Consider the following 24,559-nt stretch of genomic DNA (forward strand, 5'->3'; position numbering starts at 1 on the left):
CCCCCGACACGGCCGCGGGCTCGCGCTGTACCACTCAGGAGGAGGCGGGCTCGGTCTCCGCGGCGGTGATCCGGCCGTCCCTGACTGCCTCCAGCAGCGCCTGGTGGTCCCGCTCGTTCTGGTCGGCGTAGCTCTCGGCGAACGTCACCAGCGCACGGTCGAAGGCGTCGCCGCGCCCCAGGTATCCGGCGATCGCGATCCGGTCACCCGACCTCGCGTGAGCGCGGGCCAGGGTTGTGCCACAGACCTCGCCGAACGCTCTCATACCCCTCGGAACCATCAGTTCCGGCTGGGCGATGCCCTTCCAGTCGCGGAGCTGACGGATGTAGAAGTCCCGGCGCCGCCCGTCGATCCCGTCCACCCGCTCCCAGCCGAGGAAGATGTCGCTCGCGGCCTGCATCAACCGCTGCCCGGAGACCACCCGCTCGCCCTGGTTCTCGTACTCGCTCGCGCCGACGTAGGGGGCGAGCGCCGAGGTGTCGGCCTCCTTGGCCTGGAGGAAGAGCGGGTCGTCGCCGTCCCGGCCGCGCAGGAGGAAGATCCAGCAGCGGGTGCCGACGCTGCCGACGCCGACCACCTTGCGGGCCACGTCCACCAGGCGGAAGCCGGCGAGCAAAGTGCGCCGGTCCGACGCGAGGCTGCGACCGTAGCGCCCGATCAGCCGGCGGAACTCCTCCTGCAGGGCGCCGCGTTCCGCGTCGGGGAGCAGATCGGTGAGAGGCACGATGAGGGGCGGGTCCGCGGCGATCCGGGTCTGCCCGTCCACCACCTCAGTGAGCTTGTCGAACGCCTGCAGACTGTCCTTGGTCCTGGCCTTCGCCAGGGCCCGGGCCACGCCCTCGCGGCCGCGCTTCAGCAACTGCTCGGCCGCCACTTCCTGCAGCCGATCCGCGTCGATCTTCGCGTACCACACGTCGAGATGGCCCATGCCCGCGAAGCGGATCATCGACTCACGGTAGGACCGTACGGTCGCCCGTACGATGTCGGCGCGCTCCGCGTCCGCGAAGCCGTTGGCCCGGCCCGCGATGACGAGGCTGGCAGCCAGTCGTTTGACGTCCCATTCCCAGGGACCGGGCAGCGTCTCGTCGAAGTCGTTGATGTCGAACAGCAGGCGGCGTTCCGGCGAGGCGAGCAGGCGGAAGTTCAACAGGTGGGCGTCTCCGCACAGTTGGGCCCTGATTCCCGAGTCCGGGGTGGTGGCGAGGTCGGCGGCCATGATCGCGGCGGCGCCCCGGTAGAAGCGGAAGGGTGACTCGGTCATCCGGCTGTAGCGGATCGGCACGAGTTCGGGCACCCGGGTCGCCGACTGGCCTTCGAGGATGCCCAGCGGATCGGGCCGCGTCGCCGGCGGCGCGAACTCGGCATGACTCGAGCGGGGCACCTCACGACGGGCCGCCTTGCCGCGAGCGACCCGTTCCGCAGGCGTCTGAGCGCTTACGGCGCCGAGCGTCGCGGCGTGGTCCTCGGTCATCGGAAACCTCCCATAGGCACTTATTTCCGATCATCGCGGAAATCCCCGGTTCCGGCATCAGCGGCGATGACTCACGCGGCAGGGCCCGCATGCGGGATCCCACGACCGCGCCACCCATACGCGCACCCCCAGTGGTGGGCTGACGCCTCGGAGTATCTCCTGGGAGGGCAAGACAGCCGTGTGCCGCCCGCAGCGTCGGCGCCCAGCCCCACCCAAGGGAGAGTTGCGATGGCCTCGAGCGAGTCCGGGTCTGAGCCGGCCGAATCGGGAGAGTCACAGCGGGACGAGGGCCCCCCGCCGCACTCCGGGGCACCCGCGAAGCCCCCGCTTGGTGGGCAGCCTGCCGCGGCGAAGCCGCCTGCGGGTGGGTCGAGTGAGGTCGACGAGCTGCGCCGGCGGATCGCGGCTCTGGAGGGTCCCACCGCACCACGCCGGCGCCATCACTGGTGGCGGACGTCCGGCGCGGTGGTGCTGATCGTGCTGGCCTCCATCCTGTCGCTGCTGTCGGTCGTCTCCGTCTGGACGAGCGACATCGTCGGCAACACCGACCGCTATGTCTCCACGGTCGCCCCATTGGCGTCGAACCCGGACGTGCAGGAAGCGGTCACCTCCCGTGTCACCGCGAAGGTGCTGGAACAGATCGACGTGAACGCCCTGGTGAAGCAGCTCTCCGACGCCGCGTCCCAGAAGGGCGTCCCACCCAGGACCACGAGTCTGATCAAAAACCTGAGCGGGCCGATCACCAGCGGGCTCAACGAACTCGTGAGCACGACCGTGCACCGGTTCGTCTCCAGCAGCGCGTTCGAGAAGGTGTGGGTCGATGCGAACCGGGCCGGACACACCGCTCTCGACAAGGCGCTGACCGGCCGCGGCGGCGGGGCGGTCTCGCTGAAGAACAACGAGGTCGCCATCGACCTGGCGCCGATCGTCGCACGGGTCAAGGACCAGCTGGTGAACTCCGGTTTCGCCGCGGCCGCGAAGATCCCACCCGTCCACACCGACTTCGTCGTGTTCGCCTCGGACGACCTCGGGAAGGTCAAGTCGTACTTCCGCCTGCTGGAGATCCTCGGCACCTGGCTCCCGGTGGTCACCGTGCTGATCGCCGCGGCAGGGGTGTTCCTGGCCGTGAACCGGCGCCGTGCGCTGATCGGTGCGGCCCTGGGCGTCGCCATCGCCATGCTGCTGACCGGGATCGTCCTCACCGTGTTCCGGTCCTTCTACCTCGACCACCTGCCCCCCGGGGCGAACCAGGCGGCGGCCGGGGCGGTGTACGACACGCTGATCCGGTTCATGCGGGCGAGTGTGCGCGCGGTCGGTGCGCTGGGTCTGATCACCGCCTTGGGCGCGTTCCTGATCGGCCCGTCCCGGGTCGCGGTCGCCGTCAGGACCGTCTGCAACAAGGGCATCACGGCCGTGCGCGAGGTGCTCTCCTCGTTCGGCATGCGGCTGGGGCCGGTCGGCCGGTTCGTCCACCGCTTCAAGCGGTGGATCGGGGCCGCGATTCTCGTGGTGGCGGCGGTCGTGCTGTTCACGTGGAGCTACCCGACCGGGGCCGTGGTGCTGTGGATCGCGTTCGCCGTGCTGGCCGCGTTCGCCATCAGGGAGTTCCTCGACGTCGGACCGGCGTCGGACCGAGCCTCGCCGCCGGGCACCGGGGGCGCTCCCCCGGTCACGGGCTGACGCTATCGGTCCTCCGCGCGTGCGCGCCGGACGGCGACCCTGCGCCAGATCGCCCGCTGGCAGCGGAGCGTGGCGGTGCCCACCACAATCAGCACCACGATGTTGACGAGTAGTTGGATGAGAGATCCCCAGGCGTTGCTCCAATTGGTGAACGCGAGCGAGACGCTGATGTCCGCGGCAGCCGGGATCGTCGTGACCGAGATGAACACGCCGAGCAGGGCGCTCGTCCTCGCCTCGGTGAGCGAGACGATGCCGACGATTCCGGCCAGGCCCGCCACGGCGAACGAGAAGAAGTTGGGCGTGTTGATCAGGTTGGAGACGGGGCGCAGCCCTGCGGTGAAGGCCTGCGACTGCAGGCCGAAGGTACGGATGAGGACGCTGAAGAGGAAAGTGACGACAACAGCCAGCAGGAAGCCGGCGAGCAGTGCGAGCAGGCCCTGCCGGATTCTCTTCCGGTCGCCCCGGTCGATGCCCAGCGCGATACTGACGATCGCGCTGTACTCGGGGCCGACGACCATGGCCGCGACGATCAGGATCTGGGAGTTGGTGACGATCCCGACCGAACCGATGAGTCCCGCGATGACCAGATAGAGATAGAAGCTCGGCGCGTACGTCCCCTCGGCCCGGATCCGTGCCTCGACCTGCTCCCAGACCGGCGAGCGGGTCATCGGCCCGAGCTTCTGCGCTCCGGCCTCGGCCGCCCGCCCTGAGAAGGCCATGTCCACCGGTTCGATGACAATGGAGCCCCGGCGGTCCACCCGCAGCGCACGCAGACCGTGCAGCACCTCGTTCGCCGCTCCCGTCAGCACATCGCAGGCGATCGCGTCGCCGTCCGGGTTCCGCGCGGCGCCGGTCTGCACGATCAGGTTGAGGACGCAGGGGTCGGCGGTGAGCAGGCCGACCACCTCACCGGTGAGGTCCGGCGGGCTCACCGCGCGGACATGAATCATGTCCATCCTGAACCTCCACGCGCTCCGGCCCTCGTCCGTGTCCGCCCGGCCGGCCGGCCCGGAAGTCATGGGTCGGACGGTCCTTCCAGTAACACCGCCGACACAGCGTTCCGCAATCCGGACCACGCGGCGTCCGGGCACATATGTGCATGTCAGAGCAGGTCAGGCGCGGTGGCGCGGCCCCCAGAGGCGCGCACGTGGAGCTTGTCGGATAGTGGATCAGGTAGTGATATGTCGGAGATTGGATTCTCATGGACCGCTACCCCCCCATAGCCGAGCACGGTCTGGTGGGCGATCTGCAGACCGCCGCTCTGGTTTCCTCGCAGGGCGTTGTCGACTGGTTCGCCGCCCCACGGTTCGACTCCCCCAGCGTCTTCGCCGCGCTGCTCGACCACGACCGCGGCGGATATTTCCGGATGACGCCCAACAATCCGGAAGCCTCGTGCAAGCAGCTGTACTACCCCGACACCGCCATCCTGGTGACCCGCTTCATGTCACCGGACGGCGTCGGTGAGGTCATCGACTGGATGCCGCCGAACCGCACCCGCACCCCGAGCGACCGCCACACCCTGGTACGTGCCGTACGCACCGTACGGGGGACGGTCCAGTTCGACCTGGAGTGCCGGCCACGGTTCGACTACGCCCGGGCCACCCACCAACTCGACCTGGGACCCGAAGGTGCCGCCTTCCGGGCACCGGGTGTCACCGCGTATCTGCAGAGCACCTTCCCGCTGGAGCGGGACGGCGACGACGTGCGCGGCTCGATCACCCTGAACGTCGGCCAGCAGGCAGTGGCCGTGTTCACCGTCTGCGACGGCGACGGGAAACTCCCGCCGCCGCCCACCGTCGACGGGATCACCGACCAGCTGTGGGAAGTTGCCGACTTCTGGCAGACATGGGTGCAGGGCTCCAACTATCGCGGCCGCTGGCCCAACATGGTCAACCGCTCCGCCATCACCCTCAAGCTGCTCACCTACGCCCCCACCGGCGCACCCGTGGCCGCCGCCACCATGGGCCTGCCGGAACAGGTCGGCGGCGAGCGCAACTGGGACTACCGCTACACCTGGGTCCGTGACGGCTCGCTCTCCATCCGGGCCCTGCTCGACCTCGGTTTCGTCGAGGAGGCCACCGACTTCACACACTGGCTCGGCGACCGGCTGCGGGATTCGGCGGGAAAGGACGGCGAACCCCTTCAGATCATGTACCGGGTCGACGGGGAGCCTCTGTTGACCGAGGAGACCCTCGACCACCTGGAGGGATACCGGGGTTCGGCCCCCGTGCGGCTCGGCAACGCCGCCTCCGACCAGTTGCAGCTGGACATATACGGCGAGGCGCTCTACGGCCTGTCGGAGGGGCGTGAGGTCGCCATTCAGGCCGGCTATCGCGGGTGGAAGATCCTGGCCGAGACCCTGAACTGGCTGGCCGACTCCTGGGACCGGCCCGACGAGGGCATCTGGGAGACCCGCGGCGGGCGCCAGGACTTCACCTACAGCCGGGTGATGTGCTGGGCCGCGTTCGACCGCGGCCTGCGGCTGGCCTCCGAGTTCAGCCGGCCCGCCGACACCGACCAGTGGACGAAAGCCCGCGACGCCATCCTCGAGCAGGTCATGGCCCGCGGCTGGAGCGAGAAGGAACAGGCCTACGTGCAGCACTACGGCGGGGACGACGTCCTGGACGCCTCACTGCTGCTGATGCCCCGGGTTGGATTCATCGCCCCCCGGGACCCGTCCTGGCTCTCCACACTGGACGCCATGGACCGCACACTGGTCTCCGACAGCCTGGTCTACCGCTACGATCCGGCCGCCTCCCCCGACGGCCTGCGCGGCTCCGAGGGCACCTTCAGCCTCTGCACCTTCCTGTACGTGGACGCACTGGCCCGGGCGGGACGGCTCGGCCCGGCGCGATACACGTTCGAGAAGATGCACACCTACGCCAACCACGTCGGCCTCTTCGCCGAGGAGGTGGGGCCGAGCGGCGAGCAACTGGGCAACTTCCCACAGGCGTTCACCCACCTCTCGCTCATCACGGCGGCCTGCACTCTGGACGAGGCCCTCGACCGGCAGCGCGACTGAGATGACACGGGGAGCGATGCGGATGGCCGGCCGGGACACGCCCGAGCGTCAACCACGCCAGAGCCTCGACGAGTTCGGGGCCCTGTACGAAAGGCTGCGCGGGCAGGCCGCCGGCGCGGGCGGCGGGCGCGGCGCCCTGACCACCCTCACACCGGACACGGTCCGCGCTGCCGCGGCGGAGGTTCGTTCGGGCCGTACCGTCACGCTCGCCTCGCCTGTGGAGACCCGGCCCACGCCGGACAATCCGCGCCCGGCCGGCCACCGGCTGACCAGCCCGCCCGAGGCGTCGGCCGACGGCACCGGACTCCACTTCGCCACCGACCACTTCAGCATGGATGTGCACGGCGACGCCGACAGTCATCTCGACGCGCTGTGCCACGTCGTGTACAACGGCACCCTGCACGGCGGAGTCCCCGCGTCCACCGTCACCGCCGACGGTGCCACGGCCCTCTCCGTCGAACTCGCCAGGAACGGGATCGTCGGCCGGGGCGTGCTGCTCGACATCCCGCGGCTGCGCGAGGTGCCCTGGCTCGAACCGGGCGACCATGTCAGCGCCGACGACCTCGTCGCCGCCGAGCGCTCCCAGCAGGTACGGGTCGGGGAGGGGGATCTGCTCCTCGTGCGGGTCGGCCACCGCCGGCGGCGCAACGAGACGGGGCCGTGGGACGCCGCGCGCACCCGGGCCGGACTTCACCCGACCGCGATGGAGTTCCTCGCCGAACGCCGCGTGGCGGCCCTGGGCAGCGACAGCAACAACGACAGCGCCCCAAGCCCCACGGACGGCGTGGACTTTCCGGTACACGTGCTGGGCATCCACGCCCTCGGCCTCCACTTCCTCGACTACCTCCAGTTCGAGGACCTGGTGCCGCTCTGCGAACAGGAGGGCCGCTGGTCGTTCCTCTGCGTGATCGCGCCACTGCGGCTCCCGGCGGCCACCGGCTCCCCCGTCAACCCCATCGCGATTCTCTGACCGACAAACGGCCGGTACACGCGCCGCTCCCAGGATCCACGACCTCGAGGTGGTCGACATGGCTGACAACGAACACTATGACGTCATCATCATCGGCACCGGAGCGGGCGGCGGCACCCTCGCCCACCGGCTCGCCCCCACCGGCAAGCGCATCCTGATCCTGGAACGCGGCGGCTACCTCCCCCGGGAACGGGACAACTGGGAGTCGACGGCGGTCTTCGTCAAGGGCAAGTACCGAGCCCCGGAGTTCTGGTACGACAAGCACGGCGACAAGTTCCCCCCCGAGGTCAACTACTACGTCGGGGGCAACACCAAGTTCTACGGCGCCGCGCTGTTCCGCCTGCGCCCCGAGGACTTCGGCGAGCTGCGCCATCACGGCGGAATCTCCCCCGCGTGGCCCATCCGCTACGAGGACCTGGAGCCCTACTACACGCAGGCCGAGCACCTCTACCTCGTGCACGGCCGGCACGGCGAGGACCCCGGTGAGGGCCAGGTCAGCGCCCAGTACGCCTACCCGCCGGTGCAGCACGAGCCGCGGATCCAACAACTCAGCGACGACCTGGAGAAGCACGGGCTGCACCCGTTCCATCTGCCCATCGGCGTGAACCTCACTCAGGACGAGCACGGCCGCGCGACCCACGAGAGTGTGTGCATCCGTTGCAACCGGGTGGACGGCTTCCCCTGTCTGGTACGCGGCAAGGCGGACGCGCAGGTGATCTGCGTCGACCCCGCCCTGGAGCACGCCAATGTGCGCCTCGTTACCGGCGCCAACGTGCGCAGGCTGGAGACCGACCCGACCGGGCGCAGCGTCAGCAGGGTGGTCGCCGAGCTGGAGGACGGGACGACCACCGACTTCAGTTCCGACATCGTCGTGGTCGCCTGCGGGGCGGTGAACTCCGCCGCGCTGCTGCTGCGATCGGCGAACGAGCAGCACCCGGGCGGCCTCGCGAACACCTCCGACGTCGTCGGCCGCCACTACATGCGGCACAACAACCTGGCGCTGATGGCGGTCTCGAAAGAGCCGAACGACACCCAGTTCCAGAAGACGCTCGCGCTCAACGACTGGTACCTGGGCGCGGACGACTGGGACTACCCGCTCGGCGGTATCCAGATGCTGGGCAAGTCGGATTCCGACCAGATCCGCGGCGAAGCCCCGCGCTGGGCCGGGATGGCCTCTCCGGACATGCCCTTCGAGGTGCTGGCCCACCACGCGGTGGACTTCTGGCTGTGCGGAGAGGACCTCCCGCAGCCGGAGAACCGCGTGACCCTGGACGGCGACGGCGACATCCACCTCGCCCTGGACGAGAAGAACAACGTCGAGGGGCTCAAGCGCCTGCAACACAAGTTGCAGGGCATGTTGGGGCACCTGGGCATGCATCCGCACCACCTGCTCCCGCACAGCCTCTATCTGCACAAGGGGATGCCGATCGGCGCCACCGCGCACCAGGCCGGCACCGTCCGCTTCGGCTCGGACCCGCAGACCTCGGCGCTCGACGCCAACTGCAAGGCGCACGACCTCGACAACCTGTATGTCGTGGACACGAGCTTCTTCCCGAGCATCGGCGCCGTGAATCCCTCGCTGACCGCCATCGCCAACGCCCTGCGGGTCGGCGACCACATCACCGAGCGGCTGGGCTGAGCCGGCACCCGGCGACCCGTCCGAGCAACCTGTCCGGCACTGGGTCGGTCAGTGCTCGGTCCCGGGAGTCAGCAGCACGGCGATGTCTCCGGGGTGCGGAGTAGGGGCGCCGGCCTCGGTGACCGGTTCGAGCTGCCCGTCATGGCGCACCACGAACAGCATCTCGTGTCCCGCGGGGATCGCGCCGTCGGTCGGGTGCATCACGATCCGGGCACCGGCCGCGTACCGGCGGACCAGCTCGGGCCGGGTCAGCCCGACGCCGAACAGCGCGTCACCTCCTGTGTACGGCGCCACCACACCGTGACTGGCGGTGCGCGGTTCGAGGCGGTGGACGGTACCTTCGACGCTCTCCTGGAGGGTCATCGACGCGAGGGCGTTGAAGTCGTCCTCTTCGGTGAGCAGCAGCACGCTGGTGATGCCCTCCAGCTCGGCGCGTGCCCCGGTGGCCGCCGCGAGCAGCTCACCGGGCGCCAGGTCCAGTCCTGCCTCCTCGATCCGGGCGCGCTGGTCGTCGGCGCCGGCCCACATGAGCACGTCGAGGCCCGCCGAGTTCAGTGCGATCCCCAGGTCGACCGCCCACAGATCGCCACCGACCAGCAAGGGCCTCGACCGCGCTGGGCGCAGTACCCCGAGCCACCTGGCGACCGGGAGCGCGGTCAGGCCGTAGAGCATGACGGTTGCGACGATGACCAGGAAGGTGGCCGGAAGGATCCGTTCGGCGCCACCGACCCCCTTCTGGACCAGGGTGACCGAGAAGGTCGAGGCGGTGGCCGCGGCGACGATGCCGCGCGGCGCCATCCAGCCGACGAACCATCGTTCCCCGGGCAGGACGTCGGTACGGGCGGTCGCGATCAGCGCCACCAGTGGCCTGACCACGAACACGAGGACAGCCACCAGAGCGAGCGCAGGCAGCACCACGTGGCGTAGCGACTGCGGAGTGACGGTGGCCGAGATGGAGATGAACAGCAGGCCGATGATCAGCGAGACCAGAGTCTCGAAGAAGGGTCTGCGGACCGGGATGTCGAGGTGCGGCAGGTTGGCCAGCGCCATTCCCATGACCACGGCGGCGATCAGGCCGGTGTCGTCGCGGACCGCGTCGCAGGCGGCCGCCACGCCGACCACTGCGGCGAACTGGACGGTGGTTCCGAGCACCTCGTTCAGCCGCATGTTGCCGATCAGCAGCCAGAGCACCGCCGCCCCCACCGCACCGCCCACCAGGCCCACCAGCGCACTGACCCAGAACTGCCCCAGCTGGCTCCCGAAGCTGTGCTGCTCGGACTCCGCGATGACGCTGTGGAAGACGAACGCGCCCAGGATGCCGCCGATCGGATCGATCAGGGAGCCCTCCCAGATGAGGATGCGCTGCAGTCGCTCGGTCGGACGGACGAAGTTGAGGAGCGGTCCGACGACCGTCGGGCCCGAGACCACCAGGATCGATCCCAGCATGATGGCCGCGTACTTCGACATGTCCAGGACCGGTACCGCGAACAGGGCGGCGGACACCCAGGTGATCAGCGTGCCGAGCCAGAGGAGTCGGACCACGACGCGACGCGTGTGACCGCGCAGCCGCTTCAGGTCGAGGCCGAGCCCGGCGTCGTAGAGGATCACCGCCACGGCGAGCGAGACCAGCGGGGAGAACGCGGGGCCCAGCAGTTGTTCGGGGTCGACGTCGTCCGACAGCGCGCCGGCGGCGAAGCCGACCGGAAGCAGAATGAGGAGCGCCGGCACGCGCAGCCGGCTCGCCAACAGTTGGGACCCGACCGCCAACACCACGATCAGCCCCACCCCCGTCAGTACCTGATTGGGCGTCACAGCCGTGCCTCCTGGGCGGTTTTCTAGCTGACGAGCTGGTAGATGCTCTTGCCGGCAAGCCAGAGACCGACCAGCAGGCAGAGCGCGACGATGGTCTGGTCCTGGTGACTCTCCATCCAGGCGCGGAGCCGCCCGAGCCGCTGCTGCGCGGAGGCGGGCGAGAAGGTCGCGTAGATCTGCATCACCAGCAGGCTTCCGCTGGCCAGCAGGCAGAAGCCCGTCAGAGCCAGGTAGGTGGAGGCCTGGGACAGGTCGGCGTCCACCACTGTCGCGCAGCCCGCCGCGACCAGCCCCCACGGCTGCACCAGCACGGCCAGGCCGGCGGCGGTCCAGGGCGAAAGCCGGTTCAGCCGGGCGGTCCAGGCAGGGGGTTTGCGGGGGTGGCCGAGCCGTCGCCGCCGGCGTTCGCCGTACCCGATCAGCCCGACGCCCAGAGCGAGTTTGACGGCCAGCACCGCGGTGGAAGGCGCGCTTCTGGGTGCGGGCGGCGTGCCGCCGGTCGCCAGCATCACCAAGGCGAGGACGAGGACGAGGCAGGCGAGCCAGGCCAGGATGAAGGCCAGCCCCTTGCGCACGCCCCGGTCCGCGGACAGCAGCAGGATGAACGCGGTCACCGGCACGGGCTCCAGAGTGATCGCCAGGCCGATCAGCAGGAGGTCAAAAACCATCGGCGCCGCTCGTCGTCATCATCGGGTGCACCGGTGCACGGCGCTCCGCCGCGGAGGCGCGGCGGAGCCGTCACTGCGCGACATCCTCGTCGGCCAGGGGTTCCAGCACGCCGTGGGTGTCGAGGCGGTACAGCACGACGAGCGCGGGTCCGATCAGCACCACTGCGACGGCCGCGATGATGAGCATCCACTGCAGCGGCGCGCTCGCTCCTGCGCCCTGCTGGACGGTGAGCGAGGTGGGCACCAGATAGGGCCGCTGGGCGAAGCCCCAGGCGGCGACCAGCAGGGCCACGGTGGCCACCGAGGTGTAGCGGGCCCATCCGGCGGCCGGGCCGGCGACCAGCAGGACGGTGACCGCCACGGCGACCACGGCGACGAGCACCAGGAGGAGCCCGGTCCCGTGGGTGAGCCCGTGGTGGACGTACGACGCGTGCGGGTCGGTCACGGTCAGGCCGATCACGCCGAGCGCCAGGAGGGCCGCGGCGCTGATCCAGGCGCGGAGCCGGAAGTAGCCGACCAGGTCGACGGCCCCGAAGCGGCGGGCGTCCACGGTGAGGAACACCGCGCCGAGGAACGCGGTGGCCGCGACAGTGAGCAGCCCGGCCATGATCGAGGTGGTGTTGGACCAGGCGTCCGCCGAGGCGGTGGTGCCCGGTGCGACCCGCCCGGAGGCCACCCCGCCGGCGGCTGCGCCGAGGAAGAACGGTGTGACCAGCGACGAGATCGCGAACACGGCGCCGTAGATCCGGCGTGCGGAGAGCCGTCGGGCAGGCTTGCGCAGTGCGAAGCCGGCTCCGCGCAGGACCATGCCGACGGCCGCCAGCGCGAGCGGGAGCCACAGCGCGGTGAACACTGTCTGGAAGAACACCGGGAAGCCGGTCCACATCAGGATGAACACGAAGATCAGCCAGACGTTGTTGACCTCCCACACGGGTGCCATGGCGTGGTCGATCAGCCAGCGCGGGCGCTTGCCGCGGTCGGCGCCGCCGGCCAGCAGGTCCCAGAACCCGGCGCCGTAGTCGACCCCGCCGCCGCAGGCGTAGGCGGCGATCACCAGCAACAGGATCCAGGCGACGATGGTGGCGGTCACTGGTCGCCCCCGGATGCCGGGCCGGTGCCCTGATCGGTGGGCGACGTGCCGGAACGCGTCCCGGTGGTGGCGAGTTCGGGGCGCGGTCCGTACGGAGTGTCGGTCTCCGGGCCCTCGGCGGGCGCCCGCGCGGAGCTGGCATCGGCGAGCCGCCAGCGGCTGCGCATCTTCAGCACCACGCCGAGGAAAGCGCCGAAGACGAGCACATAGACCGTGACGACGATGCCGAACATGGTCCACAGCGAGGACGCGGCGGTGGGAGTCACCGCTTCGGAGACCCGCATGTTCTGGTAGACGATCCAGGGCTGTCGGCCCACCTCGGTGGTGATCCAGCCGCACTCCACGGTCAGCAGGCACGCCACGCCGGCGACGGCGGCGCACCGGAAGAACCACCGGGACCGGGGCAGGTCGCGGTGGCGCAGCCAGCACCAGCCGTACCAGAGCGCGAGCAGGATCAGCAGGCTGCCGATGGTGACCATGATGTCGAAAGCCCAGTGCGCGATCGTGGCCTGGGTGGCGGTGGGCCGGTCGGCGGCGGGTACCGATGACAGTCCGGTGACCTGGGTCTTGGGGCTGAACCCGGCCAGGATGGAGTCCAGTTGGGGGATCTTCAGGCCGCCCTTGATGCTTCCGTCCTCCTGCAGACGGCCGAACATGTACTCGGGTACGTGGGTGTCGGTCTTCCAGACGATCTCGGTAGCGGCGAACTTGACGGGCTGCTTGTGGAACACCGACCGGGCGATGGAGTCGCCCAGCATGAACTGCACCGGCGTGAGGATCGCGGCGGCCGTGAAGGGTACGGAGAACCCGAGGCGGTGATAACGGTCCCGCCGGCCGCGCAGCCAGCCCACCGCGTAGACGCCGGCGACGACGTAACCCGCTGTCAGGAACATCGCCACCACGAAGTGCCAGTACTCCGGCCCGAACATCGGCGTGAAGATGGCCTGCTGGACGCTGACGTTCACGGGCCTGCCGCTCGGGTCGAGCGTGAAGCCCTGGGGGGTGTTCATCCACGAGTTCGCGGCGATGATGCCGAAGGCTCCCAGCAACGCCGCGAGCGGCAGCGGCACACCGAGCCAGAAGTGCGTCCACGGCTTGAGCCTGCGCCACCCGTAGAGGTAGATCGCGATCAGGATCGCCTCGAGGAAGAACGCCCACGCCTCCACGCCGAACCCGAGGCCGAAGACGTCACCCCAGCGACCCATCATGCCCGGCCACAGCAGCCCGAACTCGAACGACAGCACCGTACCGGTGACGATGCCGATGGCGAACTGGACGGCCATCACCGCGGACCAGCGGCGGGCCAGCAGCATCGCGACCGGGTCGGCCTTGCGCAGTCCCCGGTAGTGCATCACCAGCGTGATGAACGGCAGTGCCACCCCCAGCGGCACCAGCAGGATGTGGGAGGCCAGGGTGAACGCCATCAGCTCCCGGGCGGGCAGCAGCTGCGGAGGGGTGGTCGCCAGAAGGTGTACTGCGATGTTCATGCGGGCCTCGGTGGCTCGTGTCGACTGACCGCGGGGTCAGCCGGTGGACCGGACGGAGGGATGGCTTGTGCGACGTTGCCTTGCGAAACCTCCGGGGTGAAGGCACGTTCGCGGCGCGAGCCGGAGGCGAAGACCACCGCCCAACTGAGCAGCGCGCCGGCCCGGCTGCGGAAGCCGGTGAGGAAGGCAATGTGGATGAACAGCCAGATCAGCCAGCCGATGAACCCGGAGGCGCGGAAGCGGCCCATCTTCACCACGGCCCTGCCACGCGAGATGTACGCCGCGCTGCCGAGGTCCAGATAGCGGAACGGTCGCGGCTTGCGGCTCCTTCCCTCAATGGTGTGACGGATGCTGCGGCCGGCGTAGGCGCCGCTCTGCATCGCGACCTCCGCGAGGCCGGGCAGCTTGTTCAGGCTCATCAGATCGCCGACGACCCGGATCTCCGGATGGCCGGCAACGGTGAGATCCGGCTCGACCCGGATACGCCCTGCCCGGTCCTGCTCGGCGCCGGTCGCCCGGGCCAGCGCCGTCGCCAGGGGAGGTGCCTCGACCCCGGCCGTCCACAGCACCGTGCGCGCCTCCACTCGGTCCGTGCCGCCGTCCTTGCGGCGCACCGTCAGGCCCCGGTCGTCCACTTCGGTGACGATCGACCCCAGGTGGACCTCGACTCCGAGGTCGTCGAGGGTCCGGGCGGTCCGGCGGGACAACTCAGGCCCGAACGCGCCGAGCACCCCGTCCGATCCGTCGAAGATCAGTACTCGCGCCTGGCCGGGGTCGACGGTGGAGAACTCCCGGTCGAGCGTGTGGCCGGCGATCTCCCGGATCTGCCCGGCCAGCTCGACCCCGGTGGGGCCGCCGCCCACCAGGGCGAAGGTGAGCCACTGTGCGCGCTCCTGCGGATCCGTGCTCGCCTCAGCCATCTCGAACGCCTGGTAGAGCTTGGTCCGCACGGCCAGCGCATCCGCGAGCGTCTTCATGCCGGGGGCGTACGGCGCGAACTCGTCGTGCCCGAAGTAGGACTGCCGCACGCCGACCCCCACGATGAGATCGTCGTAGGGCAACTCGAGCACACCGCCGTCCGGCCGCTCCGCATGGACGACCCGTCCGGCGACGTCCACATCGGTGGCCGTCGCCTGCAGGCACCGCACCTGGGGGTGGCGCCGCAGGACGGCGCGCAGCGGCTGGGCGATCTGCCCCCCGGAGAGGATGCCGGAGGCGCACTGGTACAGCAGGGGCTGGAACAGATGGTGGGCACAGCTGTCGACCAGGGTGACAGCTACCGGGGCGCTGCGCAGGGCCCGTACAGCGAAGAGTCCGGCGAAGCCACCACCCAGGATGACCACCCTGCGGGGTGTCACATGGTCTTCCACCGTGTGATCAGCCTCCGGTGGCGAAACCGGGGAAGAGGGTCATCCCACCGTCGACGTAGAGCGTGGTGCCGACGACATAGTCCATCAGGTCGGAGGCGAGCACCGTCACCGCGTTGGCGATGTCCTCCGGGTCGCCGACCCGGCGGTAAGGGACCAGCCGGAGGAGGTCGGCCTCGGCCTCCGGGGTGTCCCAGGCACTGCGGTTGATGGGAGTGCGGATGGCGCCGGGCGCCACGGCGTTCACTCTGATCCCCTGCGGGGCGAGCTCCTGTGCCAGGGTCTGCATCAGCATCAGGACGCCGCCCTTGGATGAGGCGTAGTTCACATGGCCCGACCAGGGGATGATCTGGTGGACGGAACTCATACAGACGATCTTCCCGGCAGAGCGGGACACCTCCGGGACGACACCGCGGCGGAGGAACTCCTTGGCGGCCTCCCGAGCGCACAGGAACTGGCCGGTGAGGTTGACGTCCAGCACCTTCTGCCACTGGGCAACGCTCATCTCGGTGACGGCGGCGTCCCGCTGCAGCCCGGCGTTGGCCACCATGATGTCGATCGTGCCGAACTCCTTGACCATGCGCGCGACCATCGCGACGACCTGGTCCTCCTGGGAGACGTCCGCCTCGTGCGCGTACGCCCGCACACCGAAGGACTTGATCTCCTCGACCACTTCCTCGGCCGCCTCCTTGCCGAAGACGTAGTTGACGACCACGTCGGCACCCGCTCGCCCCAGCCCGATCGCGGTCGCCTTGCCAATGCCGGAGTTCGCTCCCGTCACGAGCGCCTTCTGGCCACGGAGAATCGGTGGCACCGGCCGCCGTCCCTCGTCCACAGCTGAGGTCACTGCTGTCTCCCGTCGTCGGCCGCGATTCCGGCACCAAGGCAGAACACTCCCCGGCCCTGTCCTGTCCTGAGCGGGCGGCGCGCACAGCTCGCCCGATGAGCGCAGTGATATCCCTCCGACGGCCCAACGCGGGGTGGGAGCCGGGACTGCCGCTCAGGTGCCAGGACCGGCTCCCCGTCCGCAGCCATACGATTGCCTCTCTCCGGCCCCAGGGCGCCCGTACCGTCCCAACCCGCCGTCCGGCGTGCATGATCTCCGCAGGGGGTTGTCCAAACCAAGGAGAGGCACAGTGGTCGGATCCGGACCAGTACCGGCGATCGTCGTGGTCATGGGTGTCTCCGCGTCGGGCAAGACCACCATGGGGCGGTTGCTTGCCCAGCGCCTCGATGTGCCCTTCGTGGAAGGCGACGACTTCCACCCGGCAGCGAACATCGCCAAGATGACCGCGGGACGAGCACTCGACGACGAGGACCGTGAACCGTGGCTGCGGAGCCTGGCCGACTGGATCGGGGACACCTCCCGAGCTCACCGGGGCGCGGTCATCTCCTGCTCGGCCCTCAAGCGGGAGTACCGGGACCGATTGCGTACGGCCGGTCCGGGCGTCTGGTTCCTCCACCTGGCCCTTGACGAGGAGACGGCCCATACCCGGATCACACACCGGACCGGGCATTTCATGACGGCCCGCCTCCTGGACTCCCAGTACGACGCGCTGGAACCGCTACAGGCCGATGAGCCCGGACTCACCGTCGACGCGACCGCCGGCACCGACGCGAACATCGGCTCGGTCCAGGCCGCCATCACCCGCTTCGAGGCCGGCGCGCAGGCATGACGGCCTCCGGTCCCGTCCACGACCGAGATGCGCCCGGGCCCGCCCGCTGTTGAAATGGCGGAGGCGATGGTCACCGGCCGATCCCGGGGCCGTCCCGCAGTGGCACGACGCCAAGCCCCCGGGAACGGGGACGGCGAACGGCCCCGGCGACCGGCGCGGTCAGCGCGCCGCCGTGGCCCGACCGGACAAGGAGCGGACGTGAGCGACGAGCCGAACGAGCAGAACGAGCCAGGACCGATCGACTACCTGGTGGTCGAGTTCCCGGGCAGCCGGATGACCGGCGAAGGACTGCCCCTTCTGGTCGACCTGGTCGATCGGGGCATCATCCGGATTCTGGACCTGATCTTCGTCAGGAAGGAACCCGACGGATCGGTCCAGGGAGTGCAGCTCGCCGACCTGACCGGAGACAGCCGGCTCGACCTCACGGTCTTCGACGGGGTCTCCTCGGGCCTGCTCGGCCAGGAGGAGATCGACGACGCGAGCGCGATCCTCGAACCCGGCAGCTCCGCGGGCATCCTGCTCTACGAGAACGTGTGGGCAGGGCCGTTCGCGGCGGCGCTGCGGCGCAGTGGCGGCCGGCTCGTCGCCAGCGGGCGCATCCCGGTCCAGGACATCCTTGCCTCCCTCGACCGTGCCGAGTCGACGTCCTGAATCGTTCCCCAGCCGCTCCCCTCAAGCCAGCCAAGGAGAACACCATGCCAGGCCTTCTTCGCGGTATCGCCCGCACCGCCGTCGTCGCCGGGACCGCCACCGCGGTCTCCAACCGGGTCTCCCGGCGGCAGGCCGGACGCTGGGCCCAGCAGGACGCCCCGCAGGCCGCGGCCCAGCCCGAGCCCGCTGCCGCTCCCGCTCCCGCTCCTGCGGCGCCGACGGACGACATGACCAACAAGATCGCCCAGCTCAAGGAGCTCGGTGAGCTCAGGAGTCAAGGCGTGCTCAGCGAAGCCGAGTTCGCGACCCAGAAGGCCAAGATCCTCGGCGCCTGACGGGGCAGCGCTGCCACTGCCCGGACAGCCGGTAGTCAGCGATACGCCGTGGCCGCGGCGAGCCATGGTGTGGACGGCGAGCTTTCGCGGGCCATCCTCTCGCGGGCCATCACAGCCACGGCCCGGCTCCCGGTCACCGCGAGAGGCGGGCCTCAGCGAGGGCATGCACGGACGGCACCTCGATCACTTGACAGCCTTGGTTGGCGATCTCCCGCACAATGGCCTGCGCCTTGCGGTCGTCCAGAGAGAAAATGAAGGGTCCCGGCACGAGCACCGCATCGTAGTGGCCGTCAGCGACAGTACGGAGGAGCCGCTCCAACTCCGGCAGCGGTCCCGACGACAGACAGCCGTTGTCGAAGTAGATGTCCGGGACCGTCAGGGAGAGATCCTGAGCGTGGTTCAGCACAGCGTCGCGGTGCGGCCCTGCCTTGAAACCGTCGTAGGGGAAGCAGCGCAGATAGGCTGCTGTGCGAGGGATCGGATGATCGGCCCTGCGGCCTGTGCTGGTCATGTGGCTCTTCCATTGGAGAGGCGGGGACGCCGCGGGAGAGACCTATCGCCGAGCGGCATGTCCTGATCTCCAAGAGAACCGGTGGTCCGGTGAGGCATCAATACGTACCGGCACTCATTCGCAGGGCGGAATAGTGGGTACGCGCCCCAAACCCGTACTCCGTCGGCCATTCCGAGCCCGGCAAACCGACATCGGGCGAGATCGCCAGCAGCGCATTGTGATCATCCGCATACATGGTGTGATATCGGCGTGATATCGGCGGATCCCAAGGGCGCCACGCCGCGGCCCCGCACCGCCATTTCCATGCCCGACACCAACCGCGAAAGTGGATGCCTCCTGTTGTGCGCCATTTGAGGCGCGACAACACTGAGGATTGTGTACCACCCGATCCGCTTCAGGCTTCGTCCGGAATGACGGGGGCAGGTGAGCGTGTGACGTACGAACCGGGGCAGCCGGCCATGACCACAGGCTCAGGCTTCAGCTTTGTCGGGCGGCGCCGGGAGCTGGCGCGCGTCCTGGATGCGGTGCGCCACCAGCCCGCTGTCGTACTGATCGAGGGCGAAGCAGGGATCGGCAAGACCAGGCTCATCCAGGAGGCTGTGACCGCACTGACCGCCGAGGGCCGGCCGGTGTTGCAGGGACTGTGTCATCCCTTGCGCGAGCCGGTCCCCTTCGGACCGGTCATCGACGCTCTCCGCGGGTCCGGGCCCTGGCTGCCGCCCCTGGACCGCCTGCCCAGGACCGCCGGATCGCTGGCCACCCTCTTGCCGGACCTAGCCGATCGGCTGCCGCCCCCGCCCCCTCACAGCGAGGACGGCCCGGCCGAACGTGACCTGCGCGTCCAGGGAATACGGTCCTTGCTGGCAGCCATCGGCCCAGCCGTACTGATCATCGATGACCTGCACTGGGTGGACGTAGCAACCAGGGAATTGCTGCTCCTGCTCGCGCGGGATCTGCCCGCGACCCTGAGCCTGGTCCTGTCCTACCGGGCAGAGGACGTGCCTCAGGACAGTCATGTCCTCGGCCCGGCCTATCGCCGCCCACCGCAGACCTCCGGGGCCACCATCCACCTGCTCCCGCTCCTGGAACAGGACGTGGCCGACCTGGCCGACGCCGCGCTCGGCAGGGACAGCAGCCCCCATCTCGTACGCCTGCTCTTCCGCCGCAGTGAAGGCCTGCCCTTGGTGGCAGAGGAAGACCTGCTGACACTCTCCGAACGTCGTGGCAATCGGGGAAGTCCCGAGGCCATCACGTCGGACCTGGAACAGGCCGCCGTACCGACAGCACTCAGTGAAACGGTCGGCGAACGCCTGTCGGGTCTGTCGGCGGACGCCGCGGCGATCGTGGACGCGGCGGCCGTGCTCGACATGCCCGCCGCCGAGTCTCTGCTCGCAACCGTGGCCGGCCAGGACTCCGAGCAGAGCACGCGGGGGCTGACCGAGGCGCTGCAGGCCTTCTCGCTGCGTGAGATCGAGCCCGACCAGTACGCATTCCGGCACGTGCTGGCCCAGCAGGTCGCCTATGAGCGCATACCCGGACCGCGGCGCCGCCGACTGCACCGGCGAGCGATCGAGGCGCTGTCCGCGCAGACCCCGCCCCCGCTGGTGCACATCGCCCACCATCTGTTCGCCCTGGGAGACCGGGAGGAGTGGCTGAAGGCCGCTGAGGCAGCGGCCGAGGAGGCCATCGCCGTCGACGACCCCGGCACCGCCGTCACCCTGCTCCATCAAATCCTTGAGCAGGACCATCTGCCCGGTGACCTGCGCAGCCGGGCGGCACTGGCGCTCGGCAAGATATCCCTCGACTTCGCCGACGCGGCCGTGAGCACGCGCGTGCTGGGGCGGATCCTCACCGATCCGCAACTGCCGGAGGCCGACCGGGGCGAGATCCGCCTCGGCCTCGGCCAGCTCCTGGTCGCACAGGCCTACTACCGGTCCGGCTTCCGCGAGATCGAGCGGGCCGTCGACGAGCTGGCCACCCGCCCTTCACGGGCGGTCCGGGCCATGGTCGCCCTGGCCATCGATGAGAAAGGGGAAGGGCGGAGCTGGCTGGATCGCGCCGAACGGACCGTCCGCCAGGGCGACTGCGACGCGGCGGCCAAGGCCGCCGTCCGCGCCGCCGAGCTCACCCTCCTGGCCCGGGAGGGAAGTCCAGAGGTCTGGGCACTTCTGGACGACCTGCCGCGCCACTCGGACGACCTGGAGGTCCTGCGGCACAGCATGCGAGCCCTGTACAACGCCGGGGACCTGGCCATCGAGCTCGGCCATGACAAGAGAGCCGCAGAGCTGCTCACGGAGAGCATGGACGTCAGCCGGCGTGCGCGGGCTCCGAAAACGGAGGGCTACATCCTGATCAACCGGCTGCGCCTCGAATCCCTGGCCGGCAACTGGAACGGCCTGGAGGCACGGTTCGGTGACCTCGGCAGGGAGTTCCCCGATCTCGAAATGGCGGAGGAGGAGCAGCACATGGCCTGCGGGCTGCTGGCCACCGCCCGCGGTCAGTGGGCCGGTGCTCTGGAGCACTTCGGCATCGTCGCCGAGATCAACGAGAGCGGATTCACGGTGGCCCCCTCTCTCAGGGCAGCTGCAGCGATCGTCTCGGTTCAGCTCGCACAGCGCGACCCTGAACAAGCCTGGGCAACGGCAGTCCCCGCGGTGGCGGAACTACGGCGCGCCCAGGCGTGGCCGCGTGCCAACGGCCTGGTCGCAGCAGCTGTCGAAGCCGCGCTGGCCGTCGACGACCGCGCAGCCGCACAACAACTCGCCGATGACGCCGAGCAGGCCCTGCAAGGGTGCGACGCGCCCGCCGCTGCCGCCGAACTCCACCTGGCCCGTGGTCTACTGCTCCAGCACTCCGACAGTGCCGCCGCGGCCGGACACTTCGACATGGCTCGGCAGATGTGGCACGAGATCGGCCGCCCCTACAACACCGCCCTTGCCGGCGAACGCCTGGCCCACGCTTGGGCTCCCCACGACCCCGACCGGGCCGCCACCCACCTGGTCCGCAGCATCGAGACCTTCACCCGGCTCGGCGCGACCTCCGACCACGCACGCTGCGAGCACGCCCAGCGCGACTTCGGCCTCGCCCGCCTCGCCCCGCGCGGACGCCGCGGCTACGGACAGGACCTGTCCCCCCGAGAACACCAGGTTGCCGAACTCCTCGCCGCCAACCTCAGCAATCAGGACATCGCCCAAGCCCTGTTCCTGTCACCGCGAACAGTCGAGCACCACGTCGCGCGCGTACTGGCAAAACTCGGCGTCCCCAGAAGCGACGTCAAAACCGCCCTGGGCCAACTCGCGCACGAACCCCACACCACCGAATCTCGGTGATGCACAACCCGACAGGCGCTTCCAGCCGCCACCCACCGCCTCGACCCGGACAGCCCCCGTGCAGGCGAAAGCCCCGGTCACCTCCGTCAGGAAACGACCTGATCCGGCTTACATCGCGTCGGGACCGAGGGCCCGCAGGGGCGGGAAGGCGGGAACCGGACCGAGGGTGACGGTGCCCGGGCGGGCGAGACGGGTCAGGCCGCGGCGGTAGACGCCAATGGCCTCTTGGGTGCGGCCCTGCCGGTTGAGCAGGTCACCGAGGAGGCGGCAGGTGTCGGCCAGGTCGCCGATGACCTCGGCTTCTTCCTGCAGAGGGATGGCGGCCAGGTACTGCTGCTCGGCCCCCCGGGTGTCGCCTCGTTCTTCGTGGATCAGGCCGAGCAATCGGTGGGCGGCAGCGGCGTGCACGGCACCCCGCCCCGGTCCGAGCCCCTTGAGGAGGTCGAGCAGAAGTTGCTCGGCGTCAGTGTCATGGCCGCGGCGGCGGCGGACATCGGCGAGCTCGACCTCGACCTGCACGGCGTAGAACGTCCCACCGGTCTCCCGAAGCATCTCGCGCGCCGTGCGCAGTTCGTCTTCCGCTTCGGCCAGGCGGCCGTGCTGGGTGTGCAGATAGCCGTGCATCCAGTGGCACAGTGCCAGTTCCGAGCGGATTTCGCGCCGTTGGTAGAGCTCCTGGGCTTTCACCAGGTAGTTCTCCGCGTCCTCGTAGCGTCCCTGGGCGGCCAGGGTTCGGGCGACGGACCGGTGGAGGCCGGCAATCGCGACCGGGTCCTTCACCTGAGGAGCGAGATCGAGGGCGAGGCCGGCGGCCTTGGCGGCACGCTCGTAGGCCCCGAGGTCCATGTACGGGGTGATGACGGTGACGTACAGCAGTAGCAACGCCTCGGGGTCCGGCAGACCCTCGGCGTTCAGTTCGTTGATGGTCCTCTCCAGCAGGTAGCAGGCGTAGCGCACGTCGCCTTCCAACTGGTGGGCGGTGGCAAGGCCCCGCACCGCGCGGACCCGCGAGGGAAGCGGCTCGTCTGCCATCAGGCTTTGCGCCCGCTCGAACTGTGCGCGCCCCTCTGCCAGCGCGCCGCGCCGCAACAGGTAGTGCCCCAGTGAGACCCGCAGCTGTGATTCGAGGTCGTGGAGTTGGTGCGCCTGGGCTTGCTCGATGAGGCCGATCAGCAGCGGTTCGGCATCGTTGCTGGAACCGCTGTCCATCAGGCCGCTCGCCTGCGCCAGGCCCTCGCGCAGTTCGGCCCGCAGTCCGGCCGGGACCCCGGTCGCCAACTGCTCATAGGTGGTCCCGAGTTTGCCGGCGAAGTAGCGCAGCGCTGTCTCGGATGCCCTGACTTTGCCGGCTTCGACGGTGGAAACGTACGCGGGAGTGTATTTGGGCTCGGCCAACTGGCGCTGAGTCAGCCGCAGGCCGGTCCGCAGGGACTGAACGCGTTCCCCGATCTCCTTGGCGTCGCCGGGCGCGCCGTCGTCCGTACCACTGATCGGCATGCGCACCTTCCTGGCTTCGCGCGGGCGGACGCCCCGGGCTCAAGTCCTATCACGCCCCGTGGCGCAGGCCGCTTCCGACAGCCCCGTCATCTTGCCGTACCCGGCCTCCCGGGTGAGCCGGGCACTGGAATACGGCCGCACCGGGCGCGGCATCGCTCCGGCGCCCGTCCGGACCGTCGTGACCGAACCGAGGCCGAGCAACCCGTCGGTAGGCCTTGCGGACCCCGACCACGAGCCCTAACTTAACTCGACATGTAAGTGCAATTATCCATTCACTTACATGCAGTTTCCATGTTGGCCCTGGTGATTGAGGCGTCGTGTCCGATCCGCAGCAAGCCGTACAACCCCGGGTGGCGATGGCCCCGCCCGACGGGACCGACCGCGCCGGCGAGCGACCGGGGCAGTCCCCGGCCCGGCTGGCCTGGGCCCGGTTCCGCAGGGACCGCGTCGGGATGGTGTGCCTGGGCGTGGTCCTCGGCGTGGTCACGATCGGGGCGCTGGCCCCGCTGATCGCATGGGTCTACGGCAAGAATCCCGCCGAGCACTACGGACAGGACGATGCCGGCCTGCTCACCGACAGCGGGTACCCCGCAGGCGCCAACGGCGGGATCAGCGCTCGGTTCTGGTTCGGCCTGGAACCCGGGCTCGGGCGGGACGTGTTCACCCAACTGCTGTACGGCATCCGCACCTCACTGCTGATCGCGGTGTCCTGCGTGCTGATCACCAGCCTCATCGGCGCGGTGGTGGGTATCGCGGTGGGCTATCTGGGCGGGGTGGCGGAGAAAGGGTTCGAGTTCGTCGCGAACGTGATGCTCGCCTTCCCCTCACTGCTGCTGCTGATCGCCCTGACCCCGGTGATCAATTCCCGGCTGGTCGCGCAGGACCAGAACGAGCCCGCGTGGATGCAGTTCACCTCAGTGATCCTGGTGCTGTCGCTGTTCGGGTGGATCACCCAGGCGATGGTGCTGCGGTCGGTGGTGCGCTCGCTGCGCGAACGGGAGTTCGTCAAGGCCGCGCGGGCGCTGGGGATGAGCCGGCGTCGGATCGTGCTCACCGAACTGCTGCCCAACCTGTGGGGTCCGGTGATCGTGCACATCACCGTCGCGGTCCCCGCCTACGTCGCTTTCGAGGCGGCTCTGTCCTTCCTGGGCCAGGGCATCAACGAGCCCGTCCCGGACTGGGGCCGGATGATCGGCCACGCCGGGCAGGTCTTCTACTCCGACCCCACCTACATGCTCTTCCCCGGCGGAGCAATGTTGATCTTCGTTCTGGCCTTCAACCTGCTCGGCGACAGCGTCCGTGACGCCCTCGACCCCAAGTCCGCGTGAACCGAACCCTGCAAGGAACTCCCGCG

General features: G+C 69.6%; 19 protein-coding genes. 9 read left to right on the plus strand and 10 right to left on the minus strand.

Annotation, left to right across the window (positions count from 1 at the left end; genetic code table 11):
- Positions 1–34: 34 nt before the first annotated feature.
- Positions 35–1,471, minus strand: coding sequence for a DUF2252 domain-containing protein (locus tag AC07DC_RS34695; RefSeq protein ID WP_478918482.1), 1,437 nt, complete (start codon positions 1,469–1,471; stop codon positions 35–37).
- A gap of 228 nt (positions 1,472–1,699) precedes the next feature.
- On the opposite strand from AC07DC_RS34695, the gene AC07DC_RS34700 reads away from it, so the two are divergent.
- The gene (locus AC07DC_RS34700) at positions 1,700–3,151 is read left to right on the plus strand and encodes a hypothetical protein (RefSeq protein WP_478918483.1); all 1,452 of its coding nucleotides are present in this window, start codon (positions 1,700–1,702) and stop codon (positions 3,149–3,151) included.
- Positions 3,152–3,153: 2 nt separating this feature from the next.
- Here AC07DC_RS34700 and AC07DC_RS34705 read toward each other — a convergent pair whose 3' ends face one another.
- A complete protein-coding gene (locus tag AC07DC_RS34705) occupies positions 3,154–4,107 on the minus strand; it encodes a DUF389 domain-containing protein (RefSeq protein WP_478918484.1) in 954 nt (317 codons plus the stop codon).
- A gap of 245 nt (positions 4,108–4,352) precedes the next feature.
- Here AC07DC_RS34705 and AC07DC_RS34710 point away from each other — a divergent pair, with 245 nt between their 5' ends.
- The 3 genes from AC07DC_RS34710 to AC07DC_RS34720 are packed head-to-tail and all read left to right on the plus strand — an operon-like array spanning position 4,353 to position 8,782.
- Positions 4,353–6,173, plus strand: coding sequence for a glycoside hydrolase family 15 protein (locus AC07DC_RS34710; protein WP_478918485.1), 1,821 nt, complete (start codon positions 4,353–4,355; stop codon positions 6,171–6,173).
- 22 nt (positions 6,174–6,195) lie between these two features.
- Positions 6,196–7,143 (plus strand): cyclase family protein, encoded by a 948-nt coding sequence (locus AC07DC_RS34715; RefSeq protein WP_478918486.1) that lies wholly within the window; start codon positions 6,196–6,198, stop codon positions 7,141–7,143.
- A 58-nt stretch (positions 7,144–7,201) separates the two neighbouring features.
- The gene (locus AC07DC_RS34720) at positions 7,202–8,782 is read left to right on the plus strand and encodes a GMC oxidoreductase (RefSeq protein WP_478918487.1); all 1,581 of its coding nucleotides are present in this window, start codon (positions 7,202–7,204) and stop codon (positions 8,780–8,782) included.
- Positions 8,783–8,830: 48 nt separating this feature from the next.
- Here the strand turns inward: AC07DC_RS34720 and AC07DC_RS34725 are convergent, their stop codons facing one another.
- The 6 genes from AC07DC_RS34725 to AC07DC_RS34750 all read right to left on the minus strand — a co-directional run bounded on the left by AC07DC_RS34725 (position 8,831) and on the right by AC07DC_RS34750 (position 16,011).
- Positions 8,831–10,594 (minus strand): cation:proton antiporter, encoded by a 1,764-nt coding sequence (locus AC07DC_RS34725; protein ID WP_478918488.1) that lies wholly within the window; start codon positions 10,592–10,594, stop codon positions 8,831–8,833.
- A gap of 23 nt (positions 10,595–10,617) precedes the next feature.
- Positions 10,618–11,262 (minus strand): GAP family protein, encoded by a 645-nt coding sequence (locus AC07DC_RS34730; RefSeq protein ID WP_478918489.1) that lies wholly within the window; start codon positions 11,260–11,262, stop codon positions 10,618–10,620.
- A gap of 70 nt (positions 11,263–11,332) precedes the next feature.
- Positions 11,333–12,352, minus strand: a complete 1,020-nt coding sequence (locus AC07DC_RS34735; RefSeq protein ID WP_478918490.1) for a cytochrome d ubiquinol oxidase subunit II — start codon at positions 12,350–12,352, stop codon at positions 11,333–11,335.
- Positions 12,349–13,839 (minus strand): cytochrome ubiquinol oxidase subunit I, encoded by a 1,491-nt coding sequence (locus tag AC07DC_RS34740; protein WP_478918491.1) that lies wholly within the window; start codon positions 13,837–13,839, stop codon positions 12,349–12,351. The genes AC07DC_RS34735 and AC07DC_RS34740 overlap by 4 nt, the downstream gene beginning before the upstream one ends.
- Positions 13,836–15,197, minus strand: coding sequence for an NAD(P)/FAD-dependent oxidoreductase (locus AC07DC_RS34745; RefSeq protein ID WP_478918492.1), 1,362 nt, complete (start codon positions 15,195–15,197; stop codon positions 13,836–13,838). Before AC07DC_RS34745 ends, AC07DC_RS34740 begins: the two co-directional genes overlap by 4 nt.
- A gap of 19 nt (positions 15,198–15,216) precedes the next feature.
- The gene (locus AC07DC_RS34750) at positions 15,217–16,011 is read right to left on the minus strand and encodes an SDR family oxidoreductase (RefSeq protein ID WP_478918552.1); all 795 of its coding nucleotides are present in this window, start codon (positions 16,009–16,011) and stop codon (positions 15,217–15,219) included.
- A 370-nt stretch (positions 16,012–16,381) separates the two neighbouring features.
- Here AC07DC_RS34750 and AC07DC_RS34755 point away from each other — a divergent pair, with 370 nt between their 5' ends.
- The 3 genes from AC07DC_RS34755 (at position 16,382) to AC07DC_RS34765 (ending at position 17,868) form a co-directional block, all read left to right on the plus strand.
- Entirely contained in the window at positions 16,382–16,882 is a 501-nt protein-coding gene (locus AC07DC_RS34755; protein ID WP_478918553.1) for a gluconokinase, read from the plus strand.
- Between the two features lie 198 nt (positions 16,883–17,080).
- A complete protein-coding gene (locus AC07DC_RS34760; protein ID WP_478918493.1) occupies positions 17,081–17,533 on the plus strand; it encodes a DUF6325 family protein in 453 nt (150 codons plus the stop codon).
- 44 nt (positions 17,534–17,577) lie between these two features.
- Positions 17,578–17,868, plus strand: a complete 291-nt coding sequence (locus tag AC07DC_RS34765; protein ID WP_478918494.1) for an SHOCT domain-containing protein — start codon at positions 17,578–17,580, stop codon at positions 17,866–17,868.
- 133 nt (positions 17,869–18,001) lie between these two features.
- Here AC07DC_RS34765 and AC07DC_RS34770 read toward each other — a convergent pair whose 3' ends face one another.
- Positions 18,002–18,379, minus strand: a complete 378-nt coding sequence (locus tag AC07DC_RS34770; RefSeq protein ID WP_478918495.1) for a hypothetical protein — start codon at positions 18,377–18,379, stop codon at positions 18,002–18,004.
- A 458-nt stretch (positions 18,380–18,837) separates the two neighbouring features.
- Between AC07DC_RS34770 and AC07DC_RS34775 the strand changes: the two genes are divergently transcribed.
- A complete protein-coding gene (locus tag AC07DC_RS34775; protein ID WP_478918496.1) occupies positions 18,838–21,708 on the plus strand; it encodes an ATP-binding protein in 2,871 nt (956 codons plus the stop codon).
- 108 nt (positions 21,709–21,816) lie between these two features.
- Here the strand turns inward: AC07DC_RS34775 and AC07DC_RS34780 are convergent, their stop codons facing one another.
- Positions 21,817–23,205, minus strand: a complete 1,389-nt coding sequence (locus AC07DC_RS34780) for a helix-turn-helix domain-containing protein (protein WP_478918497.1) — start codon at positions 23,203–23,205, stop codon at positions 21,817–21,819.
- 317 nt (positions 23,206–23,522) lie between these two features.
- Here AC07DC_RS34780 and AC07DC_RS34785 point away from each other — a divergent pair, with 317 nt between their 5' ends.
- A complete protein-coding gene (locus AC07DC_RS34785) occupies positions 23,523–24,533 on the plus strand; it encodes an ABC transporter permease (protein WP_478918498.1) in 1,011 nt (336 codons plus the stop codon).
- The last annotated feature ends 26 nt before the right edge of the window (positions 24,534–24,559 follow it).

The organism is Streptomyces sp. NPDC045021 (genome assembly GCF_056432645.1).